Genomic DNA, 19,027 nt, shown 5'->3' on the forward strand with positions numbered 1-19,027 from the left:
TATTCAATATTAGTCAACAAGGAAATCTTCCAGCACTTCGTTTAAATAAGTAACGGATTGGAAGGCGTATACTTCCTGGACCAGTTTGCCCTTTTTAAACAGCAGCAGGGCCGGTGCAGAACGAATCTGATACTGATCAATCAGCCCTTTGTAATAATTCAAATTAATCCGTTCGTAGGACAGCTGCTTCGTTTCAGTCACGACTTGCAGCATGGTCTCTGAAATATCACACGTTTTGCACATCGTTGCATAGCCGAATATAATATACCGGTCTTTATCCTGTATATTCTTTAATATATCTTCCGTTGAAATTGTTTCCTTCACGATAAAACTTACCTTTCATAATTAAGCTGTTGTCGACATAAAAGCCGTGGCGCAATAAGAGGTTTGCCAGGTAGTCATGCGGACAGCGGCCGACTTCGCCAAATTTAGGATCTATATAAATATGAGTACTCTCACTTAAATGTTTTTTAAACCATTTACGAATTTTTCTTCCTTCTTTATCCGCATCGGATAAAATAAATATTTGAGAATCACCAAGCTGTTCGATGATTTCGTCTAATTTTGAAATTCCCATCGTGCCGAACGTGCATATAATCTGCACTGGCTCCACCAGCACTTCTTCCAGTCTGCCCTTATCAGTTTTGCCTTCGACAATGAGTACTTTATCAGAAAGATTCATTCGTATCACCCTTAGTTAAATTTTTAATACAAATTCACTTTAAGCAATAAATATTTGGCTTTAAAAAAAACTCCGGACAGAGTCCAGAGTTCACATTTATCCTTCGATAACCGCCTGGTAAGCAGCAGCATCAAGAAGATTATCCAATTCACCTGCATCTGAAATTTCAACTTTCAGCATCCAAGCACCTTCGTACGGATTTTCATTAACTAATTCCGGACTGTCTTCAAGCTCTTCATTAACAGCAACAACTTTACCAGACACTGGTGCATAAAGTTCAGAAACAGTTTTCACTGATTCTACGCTGCCGAATGAATCACCTGTAGAGATGTCGTCGCCTTCTTCTGGAAGTTCGACGAATACGATATCTCCAAGTTCAGACTGTGCAAAATCTGTAATACCAATCGTTGCAGTATTTCCATCAACTTTAATCCATTCATGATCTTCACTGTACTTTAAATCTTGTGGTAATGACACGCTAAAACCTCCCTTTTAACTTATCATATTCATTGTTACATAACTAACATGATTTAAGCAAGCGGAATTATTTCAATAATGTATTTTTATAAGTTTCTTCTTTAAAGCCTAATAACACCTCATCATCAAGCACAACAATTGGGCGTTTTATCAGCATGCCGTCACTTGATAAATACTCTAATTTTTCTTCTTCACTCAGTTCAGGAAGCTTCTCCTTTAAGCCAAGATCTTTAAATTTAGTCCCGCGTGTGTTAAAAAAGTCATCGATTGAGTGAGATGACTTATCGAGAATTCCCTTTAGTGTATCTCTTGAAGGAACGTGCTTTACCATATCTATAACAGTAAAATCGAGGTCATTTTCTGTTAGAAATTTTTTGCCTTTGCGGCAAGTCGTGCATTTCGGATATTCATAAAATGTAATCATAGTTCTCCTCCTGAATAAGAAATCATTCTTACATTTATAATACCCCAGATATAGACATTTATACAAAATAAAAATGAAAAAAGCCCAAAACCTTTGGGGGAGGTTTTGGGCACAGGGGCTGGGGAGAAGAGTTGTTGTATTTATATCTTCTGTAATTTAGATTATCATGACTTTATTATCCTCACATTAAGACAATGTAAAGAATTATTTACGAACTAATGCGTCAATTTTTGACGCAGTTCAGATACGTGAATCTGACCGGGCGCCGCATCCCTCATAATGAATCCGTAAGTCAAAGCCGACGATTTTTCACCTAAAGCAGTGCGCGTCTCTTTTCCAAGCTCGCCCATGGAGATCCCGATGACCTTATGACCATATAGAACTTTAGCCTGCTCTACCGCTGAAGTGACATGATCGACATCCTCTGATGACTGCGGGAAGAAGGCCGCCTTATATAATTCACCGCCAATATCATCCATTTTCTTAAAGACTGATAAAATCCCGTCAGTATCCGGCGTCTGTTTAAAATCATGATGACTCAGCAGGCGCTTCACATTATGCTCTGCAGCTGTTTTTGTAACGGAAGCGATGATTTTATCACCTGAATTCACTTCAATGTCGATATAGTCAATGTCCATAAGTGTGCAAATTGCATTCAGCAGCGCTTCGTACTCAACAGTTGTCTTAGAACCGCTGCCGCCCTCTTTCGCCGTACGGTATGTATATATAATTTCCTTATTCAGCGGTTTGAACACATCGATGATAGATCTGACATTTTTAGCATGATCCTCCCGGTTTAGAGCATCGAACACATCACCGCGTATTTCCACGATATCAAAATCGTTAATATTCTCTTTCGCCGCTCGTATTTCTGCATTAATCTCGTCGTCATTGTGACCCGTAAATGTGACGACAATTTTCGTTGTATTCATAAGTCTTCCCCTTTGTGCTTTCCAAGTAGTAGATAACAATTCACAACAATAATATCATAAACCGCTTCAGGATTCTGTCTTAAGTTTTTGGAAAAGATGAAAATTGGTGCCTGCCTGGACAATGAGGTGCGCTCATTGGCTGACTAGAGGCCTTACCTGGACAATGAGGGATGCTCATTGGCTCACTAGGGGCCTTACTCGGACAATGAGAAAAGCTCATTGGCTGATTAGAGGCCTTACCCGGACAATCAGGGATGCTCATTGGCCAGGCGGCTCCAAAAGCACCAATAAAAAAAGAGCCCGCAGGCTCTTTTAATCAAATCATTATTCTATTAAACAACCTCTACTGATAAATCAACATCGATGTTACCGCGTGTTGCTTTAGAATATGGGCAGAAATCATGCGCTTGTTCTAAATATTTCTCAGCGTCTTCCTGAGACATGTTTTTAACTTTAGCTTTAATATCTACGCCTAGCTTAACACCTTCACCGTCTTCTTCCAGACGTACAGTCAGATTCACTTCCGGCTCTGCGTCTCTAACGCCGCCTTTTTTAATCATTAAATCAAATGCACCGTTAAAGCATGATGCGTAACCTGCAGCGAATAACTGCTCTGGGTTAACCCCTTCACCGTCTTGATCCGGCGGAATTACCGGTGAATCAATTGCTTTATCCTCTGTTGCAACATGACCTTTTCTGCCGCCTGTGTTTACTGCACTAATTTCATATTTAACTGCCATTATAACTTCCTCCTAAAAATTTATACACTCCATGCATTTTTAAGCACAAAATGAAGCTACACAAAGCGCAGCTCCATTTTAAGAAATATTATTTTTTAAATTTGTCAGACAGATTATCAATTGCATCGTTTGCTTTGTCGCTGCCTTTTTCTACATATTCTTTCGCTTTACCAGCAAGTTTTTCTTGTTTGCCTTCTTTTTCAGTCTCTTTATCTCCCGTTGCATTACCAACTGTCTCTTTAATGTTACCTTTTGCTTGTTCTAATTTGCTGTCTTTTTCTTCAGCCATTCCAAAACACTCCTTAATAAATAATTATTATTTTGTGTACAGTTCATATATTCCCAGTCAAATTTATCTTAAACATAAAATTCAAATTTTTCATAGAAAAAATCCAGCCCGTATTTGGGCTGGATTATAAAATATGGAGACGGCGGGAGTTGAACCCGCGTCCAGAGACCTCGCAACATTTCTTTCTACGTGTGTAGTTCATTATTAAGTTTCACATGGATGATGGTAATGAACGAACCTCATTCCATGCTAGTCCGATTAATCTCTTCTCCCAGTCTTCCGACCGCAGACTAAGGAGCGTATCCTATTATAGTTGGATCATCGTCACGGGCCATAGGAAAGCTCATGGGATGATGCAGAGTGCGCTTAGGCAGCTACTGCGAAGTTGTTTTGTTTGCCAGTTATTATAACTGAGTATCGTTGATGACGAAGCCGAAACCTCCGACACGCTTAAAATGCCCGAATAGCCCCTGTCGAATCCGGAACGTCCCCGGATTAATTAAATACTGGTGTATTTCACCGAGCATTATATATTATAACACGATAAAAACCCGTTGCCAAATTAACGGAACTGTTCTTTCATTGCACGGTCAATCTCGCGTTTCATTTGTTTTTTCTTCAAATCCTGGCGCTTATCGTATTTTTTCTTACCGGTCGCAATGCCTAAAAGGACTTTGCACATGCCGTTTTTAATATACAATTTCAGCGGTATGATCGCATTCCCCGGCTCCTGCATATGTCCGCGGAGCTTATTAATCTCCTTGCGGTGCAGCAGCAGCTTGCGTGTACGAAGGGGTTCATGGTTAAAACGGTTGCCCTCTTCGTACGGTGCAATATGCATATTGTAAACGAACATTTCGTCCTGGTAAATACGCGCATACGAGTCTTTTAAGTTTGCCGATCCGCGCCGGATCGATTTAATTTCTGTACCGCGGAGCACAATACCTGCTTCAAGCGTGTCATCGATCGAGTAATCATGACTCGCTTTGCGGTTTTGTGCGAGCGGCTTTGTTTTCTGGTTGCCTTTGCTCATAAGCCTCTACTTCTTTCCTTTACCTTTTTTCGCCACTGATTTATAGAAAGGTTTTTTACCTCCGCCTTTATTAAAGCTGCCTTTCTTTTCACGTGAGCGTGTCTTTTCTTTTTTATTGCCTTTAATTTCTACAGGTGCTTTTCTTCGTTCCTGGCGTTTTCTTTCAGGCATGCCGACGACTTTAAAGTCGATTAAACGTTCATCAAGATTAACACCAAGCACCTCAATCTCAACCTTGTCACCGATACGGAACATCGTTCCTGTGCGTTCGCCGATCATTGCCATTGCACGTTCATTAAAGTTGTAATGATCGTCCGTCATATGACTGACGTGAATCAGACCTTCTATCGTATTCGGCAGTTCTACAAACATACCGAAGTTCATTACACCTGAAACCACACCTTCGAATTTTTCTCCGACATGTTTCATCATAAACTCCGCTTTCTTCAGATCATCTGTGTCGCGCTCAGCTTCCTGGGCGCGGCGTTCTCTCTCTGAAGTATGCTTAGCAATTTCAGGCAATTCGCTCTTGTTGCGGCGGATCGTTTTCGCATCGGTCTTCCCTTTAAAGAGATACTCTCTAATTAACCGGTGAACAATTAAGTCAGGATAACGGCGGATTGGCGACGTAAAGTGAGTATAAAACTCCGTCGACAGACCGAAGTGACCCAGTGACTCAGGTGAATATTTCGCCTGCTGCATTGAACGCAGCATCAGAGTAGAAATTACCATCTCTTCCGGGCGTCCTTTGACCTCTTCAATAATCTCCTGCAAAGCGTGCGGATGAATTTGATTGCCTTTACCTTTAACAACCACACCGAAACCAGTTAAGAAGTCGAAGAATTTATTCAGTTTTTCTTCTTTTGGTTCTTCGTGAATTCTGTACATAAACGGCACATCCATCCAATGGAAGTGCTCGGCAACAGATTCGTTCGCTGCGAGCATGAATTCTTCAATCATTTTTTCGCCGGTACCGCGGTTTCTAAGTACGATATCTTCAGGCGTACCATCGTCACCGACAACGACTGCGGCTTCATCGAAGTCAAAATCAATCGCACCGCGCTGTTCGCGTTTTTTACGCAGTGCAGCTGCCAGTGCTTCTGCTTCTAAGAGCGGCTGATAGACTTCTTTATATTCATTAATTACGATCTCGTCTTTATCTTCCAGCATCAGATTAACGTCGCCGTATGTCATACGATAGTCAGAATTAATCACACTTTCGAATATTTCATGATTGATTGCCTTGCCGCCCGGTGTAAATTCCATACGGCAGCTCAGCGTCAGACGGTCGACGTTTGGATTAAGTGAACAAATCCCGTTCGATAAACGGTGGGGAATCATTGGTATAACCCGGTCAACCAGATAGACACTTGTTCCTCTGTGATACGCTTCTTTATCGATTGCAGAGTTCTCAGTTACATAATGGCTGACGTCTGCGATACTGACCGTTAATTCATAGTTGCCGTTTTCCAGTGTTTTAACACCGACAGCATCGTCCAGGTCTTTAGCATCTGCGCCGTCAATCGTAATAGTAAAGTCATTCCTTAAGTCAACACGGCCTTTCGTTTCATCCTGATCAATCACTTCAGGTACCGCTTCTGCCTGTTCCAGCACTTCGTCCGGGAAGTCGATGTCGATGCCGTGCTGGTAAATAATCGACAGAATATCTACACCAGGGTCATTTTTGTGGCCGAGAATTTGAATCACATGCCCTTCAGGGCTGCCCTGGTCCGGACCTTCCGGGAATTTTGTAATTTCTACGAGTACTTTGTGGCCGTCTATCGCCCCGAGATTATTATCCCGCGGAATAAAGATATCCGTTTTAAAAGTTTTTGAATCAGGCACAACAAAGCCGTAGTTTTTATTAGCATTGTATTCCCCGACCAATTTCGTCACGCCGCGCTCGATAATACTGATCACGTGACCTTCTGTTTTATCTCCGCGCGAGCTCGATTCTACTTCAACAAGTACCGTGTCCCCGTCCAGGGCGCCGTTTACAGCTGTCGGCGGAATGAATACGTCTTCGACTTCTTCCTCTTCAGGGCGCAGGAAACCGAAACCTCTTTTGTGCATAGATAAAGTCCCTTTCACTCTGTTTGAGTCAGGCACTTTAATATATTTATCTTTCTTCGTGCGGTATATTTTGCCGGATTCTTCAAGAGAGACTAAAGTTTTCACCATATCTTTGAATTCGTCCGAGTCATCCGCTCCAAAAGATTCTTTAAAATCATCAATTGTCATCGGTTTGTAGTCACTGCTGTTTACAATGGCTAATATTTCTTCTTTAAAGTCTCTCATTGTAATCCTCCATATCTGTATTTAGTACTGCAAGCTGTCTGTTTTAATAAAGTTATATATATCTTCAAATAGTTCTTCCTTTGATTCATCTATTGTTAATACGTGGCCGCCTTTATCGTACCACTTAATCTTTTTGTCATCCGTGCCGGCATGATTATAAATAATGCGGGCGCTGGCGGGATCAATGACTTGATCATGCTCAGCCTGGGCGACATATAAAGGCACATTGATATCCTCTAATTTCCCTTTTACCATTTTAATAAACGTACTGATATCATCAAATACAGCAGTCATTTCAAAGGACTCAATTTCTTCTTCAATTTCATCAGGTTCAAGTTTTTCAAACATCTTCAAATATTTTTTAGCATAGACGATAAATTGACCATATAATGTCTCAGCATCTTTTAAAACCATCGGGCTGCAAATCGTTCCGATACCGGTAACATCGCGTTCTGTGGCTAAATTAAGCGCCATCACACCGCCCAGCGATACTCCCGACACAAAGATATGATCAAAACCTTCATCCCGTAAAAAGTCGTAGGCTTCAACGACTTGTTTATACCAGATGAACGGTGTGGACTCAGTAATCTTCCTTGGATGCTCGGCATGGCCTTCGTAGTTTATCGAGTACGATGTCATATCTTTTTTCTGAAGATAGCGGCCGAGCTGTCTGACATCAGAAGTATTACCGGTAAATCCGTGCAGCAGAAGGACTGCTGAATCGCCGCTGTCCGCTTTAAAATAAAATGTTTCAGGCAGTTTAAAATTCATGAGGTCACCTCAAAGTATTGTTACTTTTATTGTACGCTAAAAAGCGATTATTCTAAAGAATCATCGTCCTAAACATAAAAAAAGAGCCTAAATCCGGGATTAATCGGATTCAGGCCCACCTTTTATCGTATTAACCTAAGTATGTCAGTAAAAGCATAATCAAAAAGAACAATATAGCTAAAATTACAGTTGCTCTATGTAAGATCAAGTCCATACCGCGCGCTTTTTGCTTGCCGAACATTTGCTCAGCACCCCCGCTGATAGCTCCTGACAGACCGGCACTTTTCCCGGATTGTAGTAACACTACAGCAATAAGCGATATACACACGATAATCAACAGAACGATGAGTAGTGTCTGCATGAAGATACCCCTCCGATTTATATTAACAGTATAAATAGTACCAAAAATTTAGTATATAAGCAATCTAATCAGATGTTTTGTAATACAGTTGTTACATTAGGTACGACATTCTATTTGCTGAAATTTGTAATTACCGTGCTGCAATTTTTAAATTTTTGCTGTTTGGAGATAATTCATTTTGCTCTTATATTTTAGACATGCGTAAAATACCTTTAAAACTCAAACAATTACAAATACTGGAGCAGCGATCGACACTCGGTGAGACCGAAGAAAAAGAAAAGGAGAAACTGAGCCGCGGTTATGCCGGCGAGCTTGAATTCGATAAAATTCTAGATGCTTATGTCAGCGGGCTGGACGTCTATCATCTTAAGGACTTTCGTTTTAAAAATGATGACGCACGAGATTTAACAAAGGTCGTCAGCGGATCGAGCGAAGTGCAGATTGATAACGTACTCGCCGCCGGTGACCGCATTTACACCTTTGAAGTGAAAAACTTTGCTTTTGATTTAATATACGGATCGAAAAACTGGCACTTCACCGGCGGCAGCGAATATAAAGACTTAAGCATGCAAGTCAACCGGCAGCGGTCGTCGCTTAATTTTCTAATTCGAGACGGCGGTTTTAACTACGAAGTCATTTCTCATCTCGTATTTGTGAACCCTCAGCAGACCATCTACAACATGCCCAATTTGAAAAATTTGATCGTGCCGAGCAATATGGGGCGGCGGCTCGCTAAAATTTGTGTTTCCAATCGTTATGACCAAAGCAGTGTCGTTGATTATCTCGACAGCCGCCGCCTCGTTAAATCAATGTACGATCTGCCGGCAAATGTTAGTTTTGAGGCGCTCCGCTGCGGCGTTTTTTGTTATCGGTGCGATTCGACTGCGGAGCTGGAACGCGTTAATCCATACAAGTATTGCTGCTCTTCATGCACTAAAGAATTTACTGTTCTCGAAGTGATACTGGTCCTTATTGATGAATTGAAGACACTAAACGAATCATGGGAGGTCTCTCCTGCCAGAATTTCTGCCTTTAGCGGAGGAGCTGTTAGCAGTTCCACAATTCGCCGATATAAACGTGACGGGAGGATCTTATTATAAAAATTTCCTATATACAAAAATTGCATTTCTGCGAGCAATTTCGTTTATTATGAATTGCTCTTATACTCTTAATTATTGCGTGAGCAAGGTCGCCAGTTTTCGACTCCCCTTGCTCACTTTCACATCATTTATGAGCAAGGTCGCCAGTTTTCGACTCCCCTTGCTCACTTTCACATCATTTATGAGCAAGGTCGCCAGTTTTCGACTCCCCTTGCTCACTTTTGCATCATATATGAGCAAGGTCGCCAATTTTCAACACACCTTGCTCACTTTCGCACCAACTATGAGCAAGCTCGCCGATTTTCGACACACCTTGCTCACTTGCGCATCATTTATGAGCAAGGTCGCCGATTTTCGACACACCTTGCTCACCCACACACCTATCAAAATAAGAAAAACCCCTCATCAGAGGGGTTTCAAACGTTCCATCACTTATTTATTTAAGTTATAGAATGAAGCAAGGCCTTTGTATGTGCCTGTTTCATATAATTCGTCTTCGATGCGGAGGAGCTGGTTGTATTTAGCGACGCGGTCCGTGCGTGACGGTGCACCGGTTTTGATTTGGCCGGCGTTTGTTGCGACTGCGATGTCAGCGATTGTTGTATCTTCCGTTTCACCTGAACGGTGTGAAATCACTGCTGTATATCCTGCGCGCTGGGCAACTTCGATCGCTTCGAATGTTTCTGTCAGCGTACCGATCTGGTTTACTTTAACAAGAATTGAGTTGCCGACACCTTGTTCGATGCCCTGTACTAATTTCTCAGTATTGGTAACAAATAAATCATCACCGACGAGCTGGACTTTATCGCCTATTTTGTCTGTCAGAAGTTTAGTGCCTGACCAGTCGTTTTCGTCTAAACCGTCTTCGATAGAAATGATTGGATATTTAGATACAAGTTCGCCATACCAGTCCACGAGTTCTTCAGATGAGTAAGTTTTGCCTTCACCTTTTAACTCATAGTTGCGTGTCTCTGCGTTAAAGAATTCACTTGAGGCAGCGTCCATAGCGAGCACGATATCCGAACCGAGTTCATAGCCTGCTGCTGCAACAGCTTCACCGATAACTTCCAATGCTTCTTCGTTCGATTTAAGGTTAGGTGCGAAGCCGCCTTCGTCACCGACTGCAGTGCTGTAACCTTTAGATGACAATACTTTAGCCAGGTGATGGAAAATTTCAGTTCCCATGCGGAGTGCTTCTTTAAATGTTGCAGCACCTACAGGCATAATCATGAATTCCTGAATATCGATGCTGTTGTCAGCATGTTCGCCGCCGTTAATAATGTTCATCATCGGCACTGGCAGCTGAACTGCATTAAATCCGCCTAAGTATTTATATAAAGGCTGGCCGAGAATATCTGCTGCTGCTTTTGCTACAGCGATTGAAACACCAAGAATTGCATTGGCACCGAGTTTTTCTTTATTTTTTGTACCGTCTAACTGAATCAGCATTTTATCGATTGAGACTTGTTCTAAAACTGAGAATTCTCCGTCGATTAATTCCGGTGCAATAATTCCGTTTACATTTTCTACTGCCTGCTCTACACCTTTGCCTAAGAAGCGTGATGAATCACCATCACGAAGTTCTACCGCTTCGTATTCCCCTGTAGAAGCGCCTGAAGGAACCAGTGCCCGGCCGAAAGCTCCGCTTTCTGTCAGCACTTCAACTTCAACTGTCGGGTTTCCTCTAGAGTCTAAAACTTCACGTGCATATACGTCTGTAATTAATGGCATGTCATCCTACTCCTTCATTAGTTAAGTTCGAATTTATTATAACGTATTTTTAATTAAAAGGCTCTTACCTGTCATATCTTTCGGCTGATTAATTTCCAGCAGCTCAAGCATAGTCGGGGCTAAATCTGCTAATCGCCCGCCTGATCGCAAGGTTACTGACTGGTCTGTCACGATAACCGGCACGGGATTGACCGTATGTGCTGTCATCGGTTCACCGCCGAGTGTCACGACTTCATCGGCGTTGCCGTGGTCGGCTGTAATGACCGCAGTCCCGCCGAGTCCAATGATTTTATCGACAATTTTACCGAGACATTCATCGACTGCTTCCAGCGCCTGCACAGTCGGTTCAAGTTTGCCGCTGTGACCGACCATATCCGGATTCGCAAAGTTTAAAATCACCATATCGAGATCACCGTCGAGTGCTGTTAACAGCTGGTCTGTCACTTTATAGGCGCTCATTTCCGGCTGTAAGTCGTAAGTCGCTACCTTAGGAGAATTAACTAAGATGCGGGATTCTCCTGCAAATTCTTCATGGCGTCCGCCGCTCATAAAATAAGTTACATGCGGATATTTCTCAGTCTCGGCAATCCGCAGCTGAGTTTTACCTGCATCAGCAACAACTTGACCGAGTGTATTAACGAGATCGACTTTTTCAAAAACGACATCTGCCTGAGCTACCTCACTGTATTTAGTAAAGGTGACAAACTTTAAGTTTTCTACCGTCTTACCGCAATCAAAGCCGTCGAATGTCGGGCATGTATATGCTTCGCTCAGCTGCGACGCACGGTCAGGCCTAAAGTTAATGAAGATTACAGCATCATTATCGGCAATAGACTTACCATCTTCAACGATAAACGGCTCGATGAATTCGTCGAATATTTCCCTGTCATAACTTGCCTCTACACCTGCTGCTGCACTTTGAAATACCGGTGCATCGCCGTGAGTCATGGCATCAAAAGCCAGTTTTTCGCGGTCCCAGCGCTTATCCCGGTCCATAGCATAGTAACGTCCGCTGATCGTCGCAAACTGACCGATTTTATTATCGGCAAACTGCTTTTCAGTTTCTTCTATGTATTTCAGTGCAGATTTCTTGCTGACATCCCGTCCGTCTAAAAATCCGTGGACGTATACATCAGACAGTTCATTTGCTTTGGCCATTTTCAACAGTTCAAACAAATGTTTATAATGCGAATGGACCCCGCCGTCACTTAAGAGTCCCATAATATGAAGCTTGCTGCCATTTTGCTTCACATGGTTCAGTGCATCTAACAGCACTGAATTTTCATGGAATTCTCCGTCTTCAATCGACTTATTAATCCGTGTTAGGCTCTGATAAACCACACGGCCAGCACCGATGTTTAGATGGCCGACTTCAGAATTCCCCATCTGGCCAGCAGGCAGACCGACGTCAAGACCGCATGCACTTAAACTTGCATGCGGATATTCGCCGTGAAATCTTTTAAAGTTCGGCATGTCTGCGTGGGCAATAGCATTGCCGAACGTTTCATCGCGTTCTGCAAATCCGTCCAGAATAATTAAAGCTGCAGGTTTTGTCATTGTACTGCACCTTCAACGAGTGCCGCAAAATCAGCAGTTTTCAATGATGCACCGCCGACCAGTGCGCCGTCGACATCATTCTTAGACATTAAGTCTTCAATCGTCGCCGGTTTAACTGATCCGCCGTATAAAATTCTAACCTTGTCAGCAGTGTTTTTATCGTACAGTTTTTCAATTTCACTTCTGATTGCAGCACACATTTCATTCGCGTCATCGCTCGTCGCACTTTGACCTGTACCAATAGCCCAAATCGGTTCATAAGCAATTACCAGATCTGCCGCTGCTTCTGCTCCAACATTTTCAAGCGCTGCCTGCACTTGACTGCGTACTTTTTGCTCATGCATCTTGCTGCTGCGTTCATCGGCAGTCTCCCCGACACAAACAATCGGAGTCATGCCCGATTCAATAACAGCTAATGATTTTTTGTTAACATCAGCATCTGTTTCACCGAACAGTTCTCTTCGCTCTGAATGACCTGTGATGACATATTTTATTCCGATATCCGCCAGCATCGGTGCTGAAACTTCACCAGTATATGCACCCGCCTGCTCAAAGTACACATTTTGTGCCCCGACAGCGACGCTGCTGTCTTGTAGTTTTTCAAGCAGGACAGCAAGGTCGATAAAGGGCGCACAAAGCGCCGCTTCTACTTCGTCTGTCAGCTTAATTTTTAACAGTTCATCAGTAAAGTCAGCTGCTTGAGAAACTGTCATATTCATTTTCCAGTTACCTGCAATTAATGGTGTCCGCATATGCTTATTCCTCCTCGGCATCGTCAATTGCCTTAAGACCCGGCAATTCCTTACCTTCTAAATATTCTAATGATGCGCCGCCGCCAGTTGAAACATGGCTGAACTTATTAGCAAATCCAAGCACCTGGGCAGCACTTGCTGAATCTCCGCCGCCGATAATTGTCACTGCATCTTCTAAATCTGCAATAGCCTGGCAGACTCCGATTGTACCCTGTGCAAAATTCGTCATCTCAAAGACACCCATCGGTCCGTTCCAGACGACAGTCTTCGCACCGTTTAGTGTTTCTTCGTATAATTTCACTGTTTCACTACCGATATCCAGTGCCATCATGTCTTCTGGAATGCTGTCTACAGACACGATTTTGTGGTCTGCTTCATTTGAAAATTCTGAAGCCACTACGACATCCACCGGCAATACTAATTTGCCGTCCGCTTTTTTAAGCAGCGCTTCGGCAATTTTAATATTATCCTCTTCGACTAGTGATGTGCCGATTGAGTGTCCCTGTGCTTTTAAGAATGTATTTGCCATTCCGCCGCCAATGAGAATTTTATCGGCTTTGTTAATCAGATTATCGATGACATTAATTTTGTCTGATACTTTTGCCCCGCCAAGAATCGCAACGAAAGGTTTTTCGGGATGATCTACCGCACCGCCAATAAATTCAATTTCCTTTTGCATTAAAAATCCGGAAACTGACGGCAAGTGTTTGCTGATACCGACGTTGGAAGCATGCTCACGGTGAGCAGTTCCAAATGCATCATTGATAAAAATATCTCCGAGCGACGCCCAGTATTTACCGAGGTCTGGATCATTTTTGCTTTCTTTAGAACCGTGCAGATCTTCATAGCGCGTATTCTGAACGAGCAGAATTTCGCCGTTTTTCATATTATTAATACCTTCTTCTAAATCTTTACCGCGTGTTTTATCGCTGAACAGCACTTCTTTGTCCATCAGGTTGCTTAAACGATCCGCAACCGGTGCTAAAGAGTATTCATGCTTATCCTCTTTTGTTTTAATGCGGCCAAGGTGAGAGAATAAAATAACTTTGCCGCCCTTAGCAAGCACATAAGAAATTGTTTTTACAGCAGCTTTAATACGCGTATCATCCGTAATTGTTCCATTTTTCATCGGGACGTTAAAATCTGCCCGTATTAATACCTTTTGGTCTTTTAATTCAACATCTTTAAGAGTCTTCTTCATGAGTGCGCCTCCAAATATATATTCATTTTAATTATACATATCTCACCCTGTGATTAAAACATTAAAAGCGCTTTAAAGGTAAACACATCAAAAGCAGGCTGGAATATGAGTATCTCTACACAAAAATAATCCGTACGCAAGACTATGAGAAGTCTGACGTACGGATTTATATTTATCTTTTATTAAATAGATTATATTCTATGCGGTTTTGTTCTTTACCGCTATTTTAAGGCATTACTTATAGTTGTCTTTTACGTAATCATATATAGTTACAAAATCCAGAACGCCTTCTTGAATCACGTTACTGCCGTCACTGAGGACAGGTATCCGCACCATGTATTCTTCCTGCAGTTCATCATCGCTGTCGATATTCACTTCTGTCAGTTTTACTACGTCGTCTCTCAGTTCAGACAATGCCAGTCTGATCATTTGTTTTCCTTCATTACACAGTTGACAATTATCGCGTGTGTAATAAGTAAGATTAAGCATCAGGTTAAGCCTCTTTCTTCCGCATATTTTTAACTTCCCGTTTAAGCGTCTGGAATAATGAATCGATCATTTCAGTTGAAATAATACCCATGGCAATCGCCATCGATACGAGTGCAACTTGAAATCCGTAGGCCAGGGCCATATCGTAATTCTGCAAAACGACGCTGCGCATCGCATTGTAGGCCACTCCGCCAGGTACAAGCGGAATGATTCCGCAGGTAATAAATATAATTATCGGCGCTCTCAGTTTTCTGGAGCTCACAATTGACAGCATCGTCAGCACGATGGCACCGAAAAATGATGCGATCACCGGCTCTATGCCGAATTCTGTAGCAGCAAAGTATACCAGCCAGCCGCAGGCACCGCTTAGGCCGCCTGCAAAAATCGTCCGGCTCGGTGCATTGAACAGTATTCCAAATCCGGCAGCAGCGAAGAAACTCAGTATAAATTGAACGACATACAGCATTGTTCCCCTCCTACATTACCATGAATACTAGGCCGACACCGGCACCGATTGCAATCGCCGTCAGCAATGCCTCGGCCCCTTTCATAGTGCCTGCCATTAAATGCCCCCGGATCATTTCCCGAATAGCATTGGTGATTAATACACCCGGTACAAGCGGCATTACTGCAGCAATAATAATTGTTTCCAGCTGTATGCCCGGACCGAACTCTACATATAATACAGAAATTACAGCGATAAACAGCGCTGCAAAGAATTCGTTGAAAAATTTTATTTTAGTATAACGCTGAATGCTTTCGGTAATCAGCACGCCCGCCATGCCTCCGGCCGCAGCCACAGGTATATCCACCGGCTGGCCGTTAAATAACAGGAGAAACATAATCGCGACGACACCGCCTGTAAATACAACGAGCCAGAAAGGGAACATCTTTGTTTCATGAATGTTCTCTATTCTATCAATCGCTTCATTTAAAGGCAGTCCTTTCGTAATACTCCGCGACAATTCGTTAATACTGACTACTTTTTCTAAGTTGTTGGCACGTTCATCAATTCTGATCGTTTGAGACAGGGCGTAGTCGTTCATCGACAGTATGATGACCGTCGTTGTAACGAAAACCTGGACGTTATCGATACCGTAATTATTCGCTATACGAATCATTGTATCTTCGATGCGGTAAGTTTCTGCTCCGCTTTCAAGCAGGATCTTTCCGCTGTTTAAACTAATGTAGAACACTTTTCTTACAAAGGCCTCGTCTAAACTGTCATCGGGTTTATCGACTGTTTCAAGCTCTTCGACTGACAACTCGCCCACCTCTTTTGCTAGCACCCCCGAGAAGAATTGAACTCCCATCTTAAGAACCGGAATCTTACGTGTTATCCATTACACCACGGGGGTAGATTTATAAAATTTAAGCACATTTCATTATAGCAAGGAAAGACTTTATAATAAAGTCTAATTATTGACGAAATACGTAACTAAATAATATGATAAAGTCATTAATCAGTGAAGTTCTTTCTTTTGACCTTATTTGACTAATGTGGTATAAATATAATATAAAATAAATTTAGTTCACTAAAAACAGGAGGCAATATTATGAATTTAATACCTACAGTTATTGAACAAACGAATCGCGGCGAACGTGCCTACGACATTTATTCAAGACTTTTAAAAGATAGAATTATTATGATCGGCAGTGCAATCGATGATAACGTAGCAAACTCAGTAGTCAGCCAGTTATTATTCCTGCAGGCTCAGGACTCTGAAAAAGATATTTATCTTTACATTAACTCACCGGGCGGCAGCGTTACTGCTGGTATGGCAATTTACGATACTATACAGCACATTAAACCCGATGTACAAACTATCAGTCTCGGACTTGCTGCATCAATGGGATCATTCCTGTTAACAGCAGGTGCAAAAGGAAAACGTCACGCGCTGCCTAATGCTGAAATTATGATTCACCAGCCGCTTGGAGGCGCTCAGGGTCAGGCAACTGAAATTGAGATCGCTGCAAAACACATTTTAAAAACACGCGAAAAACTCAATAAGATTTTAGCAGAACGCACAGGTCAGCCGCTTGAAAAAATTGAAAAAGATACTGACCGCGATAACTTTATGACAGCTGAAGAAGCAAAAGAATACGGTCTAATCGACCATGTCATGGAACCGGAAAAATAATACAGGTTTAAGATAATTAAGAAGAGTTTAAGTCACCCGCGTGACTTAAACTCTTTTTTCAATTAAAATGAAAGAAACAATTACCAAAGGGAGGCCGACCACTTGAATATTCTTATTACTGGAGGAACTGGATTTATAGGATCACGGCTTGCAAATGCCTTTATTAAAGACCGCCACCACGTATATATTTTAAGCCGCAGCAGTGCAACTTCGGAACACCCTTATATGCATTATATTGAATACAGTATGGATAATATAAATCAGCTGTCCTGGACTAAGGAGCTGCCGGAAGATATCGACCTTGTTTACAACTTCGCAGGTGCCACTTTAAATAAAAAATGGACAGAAGCCTACAAAGACGAAATTGTAAATAGCAGACTCGATATGACCAAAATGCTGATTCAGTGGCTCAGCGATTCAGGTGTAAAACCGCTGGCTTTCATTAATGCCAGCGCGATCGGCTATTATCCGACCAGCGAGATTGTAGAATACGATGAATTCGACCGCCTGTCTTCATCCAGCTTTTTATCAGATGTTGTCAACCGCTGGGAAGCTGCCGCTTCACAGGCAGAGTCTCTCGGTATCCGTACAGTCTTTTCCAGATTCGGTTTAGTGCTGGATGCCGATCACGGCGCCATGGTACAATTAAAAACTTTATATCAAGCTAATCTCGGCGGTAATATCGGCAGTGGACGCCAGTGGTATTCCTGGGTGCACATTGATGATGTCATTAACGCACTCTTGTTTATCGGCGTCAATCAGGACATCAGCGGTCCGGTGAATATCACGTCTCCAGTTCCTGCCAGACAACGCGAATTTTCAAAAGTGCTGAGCGCGGTACTCGGCAAACCGAACTTCTTTAAAACACCATCTTTTTTAATCGATAAAGTACTCGGTGAACGTGCTTTGCTCGTTACCGAAGGACAAAAAGTCTATCCGAGCGTTTTGTTAAATAACGATTTTAAATATTTATACCCAACACTCGAGCAGGCTATGGAACAAATTTTCAGCGAAGCATAAAATCCCTATAAAAATAAGCATTGTAACAGATTTAATCTGTAACAATGCTTATTTTTCTTTTTATAATGACAGCTCTCCGCCGCTTCTCAGCTTATCTGCAATTTGATCGAGTTTTCTCAGGCGGTGGTTAATACCAGACTTAGAAATGGTGCCAGTTGATACGGCTTCGCCAATTTCTTTTAATGTCATATCCTGATGCTCAACCCGGAGTCGCGCGACTTCTCTTAAGCGTTCAGGCAGTTCGTCAATGCCGATTTCCTCATCGATAAACTTAATGTTTTCCACTTGCCGCATCGCTGCATTAATCGTTTTATTTAAGTTTGCCGTTTCGCAGTTAACCAGCCGGTTAACAGAGTTCCGCATATCTCTGACAATCCGTATATCTTCAAACTTAAGCAAAGCCTGATAGCCGCCGATTAAACTTAAAAATTCCGCAATTTTTTCGGCTTCTTTTAAGTAAATTGTATAGCCGCGTTTACGGTCGATGTATTTAGCATTCAGTTCATAATCGTTCATCAAGTCTGTTAAGGCGCTGGCATGATCTTCATATAAAGACGCAATTTCTAAATGATAGGCAGAAGTTTCCGGATTATTGACAGAACCTCCTGCTAAAAATGCGCCTCTTAAATAACTGCGTCTGCAGCAGTCCTTACTTTTAATTTCATCAGTGATAGTATTCGTCAGCATACCGCTAGAAAAAATATCTAAGTCTTCAAGTACATCTTTTGCCTCTTTTTTAATCCGGCAAATGTAGACATTGTTTTTCTTAAGCTTCATCTTTTTTCTGACGAGTAAATCTATTTCAATCTTATATACATTTTTAATCAGCGAGAATATCCGGCGGGCAATCGCAGCATTTTCCGTCTGGACGTTAATAACCCACTGTCCTTCAAAGTAACTGACAGCACCATTCATTTTAATTAGTGCGGACAATTCACTTTTCATACAGCACTCATCCACTTCGATTCTCGTTAATTCATTTTTCATTTCGGAAGCAAATGACATGCTACCACGTTCCTTTCAAAATCT

Annotated in this window: 22 protein-coding genes, 1 tRNA gene and 1 other RNA gene; 3 read left to right on the forward strand and 21 right to left on the reverse strand. The window is 42.2% G+C overall.

Going from position 1 to position 19,027, the window contains the following annotated elements:
* Positions 1–9: 9 nt before the first annotated feature.
* From IEU81_RS05070 to secG, 12 genes are all read right to left on the reverse strand, one after another.
* On the reverse strand, positions 10–324 hold the full coding sequence (locus IEU81_RS05070) for a thioredoxin family protein (RefSeq protein WP_176760606.1): 315 nt from the start codon (positions 322–324) through the stop codon (positions 10–12).
* Positions 275–682: a toprim domain-containing protein gene (locus tag IEU81_RS05075; protein ID WP_186090555.1), complete on the reverse strand. Its 408-nt coding sequence runs from the start codon at positions 680–682 to the stop codon at positions 275–277. The genes IEU81_RS05070 and IEU81_RS05075 overlap by 50 nt, the downstream gene beginning before the upstream one ends.
* Before the next feature lie 96 nt (positions 683–778).
* On the reverse strand, positions 779–1,159 hold the full coding sequence (gcvH, locus tag IEU81_RS05080) for a glycine cleavage system protein GcvH (protein ID WP_092597130.1): 381 nt from the start codon (positions 1,157–1,159) through the stop codon (positions 779–781).
* A 67-nt stretch (positions 1,160–1,226) separates the two neighbouring features.
* Positions 1,227–1,583, reverse strand: a complete 357-nt coding sequence (locus IEU81_RS05085) for a Spx/MgsR family RNA polymerase-binding regulatory protein (protein ID WP_186090557.1) — start codon at positions 1,581–1,583, stop codon at positions 1,227–1,229.
* Between the two features lie 215 nt (positions 1,584–1,798).
* Positions 1,799–2,515, reverse strand: coding sequence for a type I 3-dehydroquinate dehydratase (gene aroD / locus IEU81_RS05090; protein WP_186090558.1), 717 nt, complete (start codon positions 2,513–2,515; stop codon positions 1,799–1,801).
* A gap of 332 nt (positions 2,516–2,847) precedes the next feature.
* Positions 2,848–3,255, reverse strand: coding sequence for an Ohr family peroxiredoxin (locus tag IEU81_RS05095; RefSeq protein WP_092597119.1), 408 nt, complete (start codon positions 3,253–3,255; stop codon positions 2,848–2,850).
* Positions 3,256–3,343: 88 nt separating this feature from the next.
* The gene (locus tag IEU81_RS05100; RefSeq protein ID WP_092597116.1) at positions 3,344–3,544 is read right to left on the reverse strand and encodes a CsbD family protein; all 201 of its coding nucleotides are present in this window, start codon (positions 3,542–3,544) and stop codon (positions 3,344–3,346) included.
* 131 nt (positions 3,545–3,675) lie between these two features.
* Positions 3,676–4,036: a transfer-messenger RNA gene (gene ssrA / locus IEU81_RS05105) on the reverse strand.
* Positions 4,037–4,106: 70 nt separating this feature from the next.
* Positions 4,107–4,577, reverse strand: coding sequence for an SsrA-binding protein SmpB (gene smpB / locus IEU81_RS05110; protein WP_092597113.1), 471 nt, complete (start codon positions 4,575–4,577; stop codon positions 4,107–4,109).
* Between the two features lie 6 nt (positions 4,578–4,583).
* Entirely contained in the window at positions 4,584–6,875 is a 2,292-nt protein-coding gene (rnr, locus tag IEU81_RS05115; RefSeq protein WP_186090559.1) for a ribonuclease R, read from the reverse strand.
* A gap of 21 nt (positions 6,876–6,896) precedes the next feature.
* A complete protein-coding gene (locus IEU81_RS05120; RefSeq protein ID WP_186090560.1) occupies positions 6,897–7,646 on the reverse strand; it encodes an alpha/beta hydrolase in 750 nt (249 codons plus the stop codon).
* Positions 7,647–7,776: 130 nt separating this feature from the next.
* A complete protein-coding gene (gene secG, locus IEU81_RS05125; RefSeq protein WP_092597104.1) occupies positions 7,777–8,007 on the reverse strand; it encodes a preprotein translocase subunit SecG in 231 nt (76 codons plus the stop codon).
* Positions 8,008–8,204: 197 nt separating this feature from the next.
* On the opposite strand from secG, the gene IEU81_RS05130 reads away from it, so the two are divergent.
* On the forward strand, positions 8,205–9,107 hold the full coding sequence (locus IEU81_RS05130) for a nuclease-related domain-containing protein (protein ID WP_092597101.1): 903 nt from the start codon (positions 8,205–8,207) through the stop codon (positions 9,105–9,107).
* A 432-nt stretch (positions 9,108–9,539) separates the two neighbouring features.
* Here IEU81_RS05130 and eno read toward each other — a convergent pair whose 3' ends face one another.
* The 8 genes from eno to IEU81_RS05170 form a co-directional block, all read right to left on the reverse strand.
* The gene (gene eno, locus IEU81_RS05135) at positions 9,540–10,838 is read right to left on the reverse strand and encodes a phosphopyruvate hydratase (protein ID WP_186090561.1); all 1,299 of its coding nucleotides are present in this window, start codon (positions 10,836–10,838) and stop codon (positions 9,540–9,542) included.
* Positions 10,839–10,874: 36 nt separating this feature from the next.
* Positions 10,875–12,395, reverse strand: a complete 1,521-nt coding sequence (gpmI, locus tag IEU81_RS05140) for a 2,3-bisphosphoglycerate-independent phosphoglycerate mutase (protein WP_092597093.1) — start codon at positions 12,393–12,395, stop codon at positions 10,875–10,877.
* On the reverse strand, positions 12,392–13,147 hold the full coding sequence (tpiA, locus tag IEU81_RS05145; protein ID WP_186090562.1) for a triose-phosphate isomerase: 756 nt from the start codon (positions 13,145–13,147) through the stop codon (positions 12,392–12,394). Before tpiA ends, gpmI begins: the two co-directional genes overlap by 4 nt.
* Positions 13,148–13,151: 4 nt before the next feature.
* On the reverse strand, positions 13,152–14,348 hold the full coding sequence (locus IEU81_RS05150; protein ID WP_186090563.1) for a phosphoglycerate kinase: 1,197 nt from the start codon (positions 14,346–14,348) through the stop codon (positions 13,152–13,154).
* A gap of 234 nt (positions 14,349–14,582) precedes the next feature.
* Positions 14,583–14,837: a glutaredoxin family protein gene (locus IEU81_RS05155; RefSeq protein ID WP_092597084.1), complete on the reverse strand. Its 255-nt coding sequence runs from the start codon at positions 14,835–14,837 to the stop codon at positions 14,583–14,585.
* A 4-nt stretch (positions 14,838–14,841) separates the two neighbouring features.
* On the reverse strand, positions 14,842–15,303 hold the full coding sequence (locus IEU81_RS05160) for a threonine/serine exporter family protein (RefSeq protein WP_186090564.1): 462 nt from the start codon (positions 15,301–15,303) through the stop codon (positions 14,842–14,844).
* A 10-nt stretch (positions 15,304–15,313) separates the two neighbouring features.
* Complete coding sequence (locus IEU81_RS05165) at positions 15,314–16,102, reverse strand: threonine/serine exporter family protein (RefSeq protein WP_186090565.1); 789 nt, start codon at positions 16,100–16,102, stop codon at positions 15,314–15,316.
* A 21-nt stretch (positions 16,103–16,123) separates the two neighbouring features.
* Positions 16,124–16,195: transfer RNA gene (locus IEU81_RS05170), tRNA-Arg, on the reverse strand.
* Positions 16,196–16,393: 198 nt separating this feature from the next.
* Here IEU81_RS05170 and clpP point away from each other — a divergent pair.
* Together clpP and IEU81_RS05180 are read left to right on the forward strand one after the other, a co-directional pair.
* Positions 16,394–16,978: an ATP-dependent Clp endopeptidase proteolytic subunit ClpP gene (clpP, locus tag IEU81_RS05175; protein WP_092597075.1), complete on the forward strand. Its 585-nt coding sequence runs from the start codon at positions 16,394–16,396 to the stop codon at positions 16,976–16,978.
* Between the two features lie 102 nt (positions 16,979–17,080).
* Complete coding sequence (locus IEU81_RS05180; protein WP_186090567.1) at positions 17,081–17,998, forward strand: TIGR01777 family oxidoreductase; 918 nt, start codon at positions 17,081–17,083, stop codon at positions 17,996–17,998.
* 60 nt (positions 17,999–18,058) lie between these two features.
* Here the strand turns inward: IEU81_RS05180 and whiA are convergent, their stop codons facing one another.
* Positions 18,059–19,003 (reverse strand): DNA-binding protein WhiA, encoded by a 945-nt coding sequence (gene whiA / locus IEU81_RS05185; RefSeq protein ID WP_092597069.1) that lies wholly within the window; start codon positions 19,001–19,003, stop codon positions 18,059–18,061.
* Positions 19,004–19,027: the final 24 nt, after the last annotated feature.

This window comes from Jeotgalicoccus aerolatus, assembly GCF_014635205.1.
GTDB lineage: Bacteria > Bacillota > Bacilli > Staphylococcales > Salinicoccaceae > Jeotgalicoccus > Jeotgalicoccus aerolatus.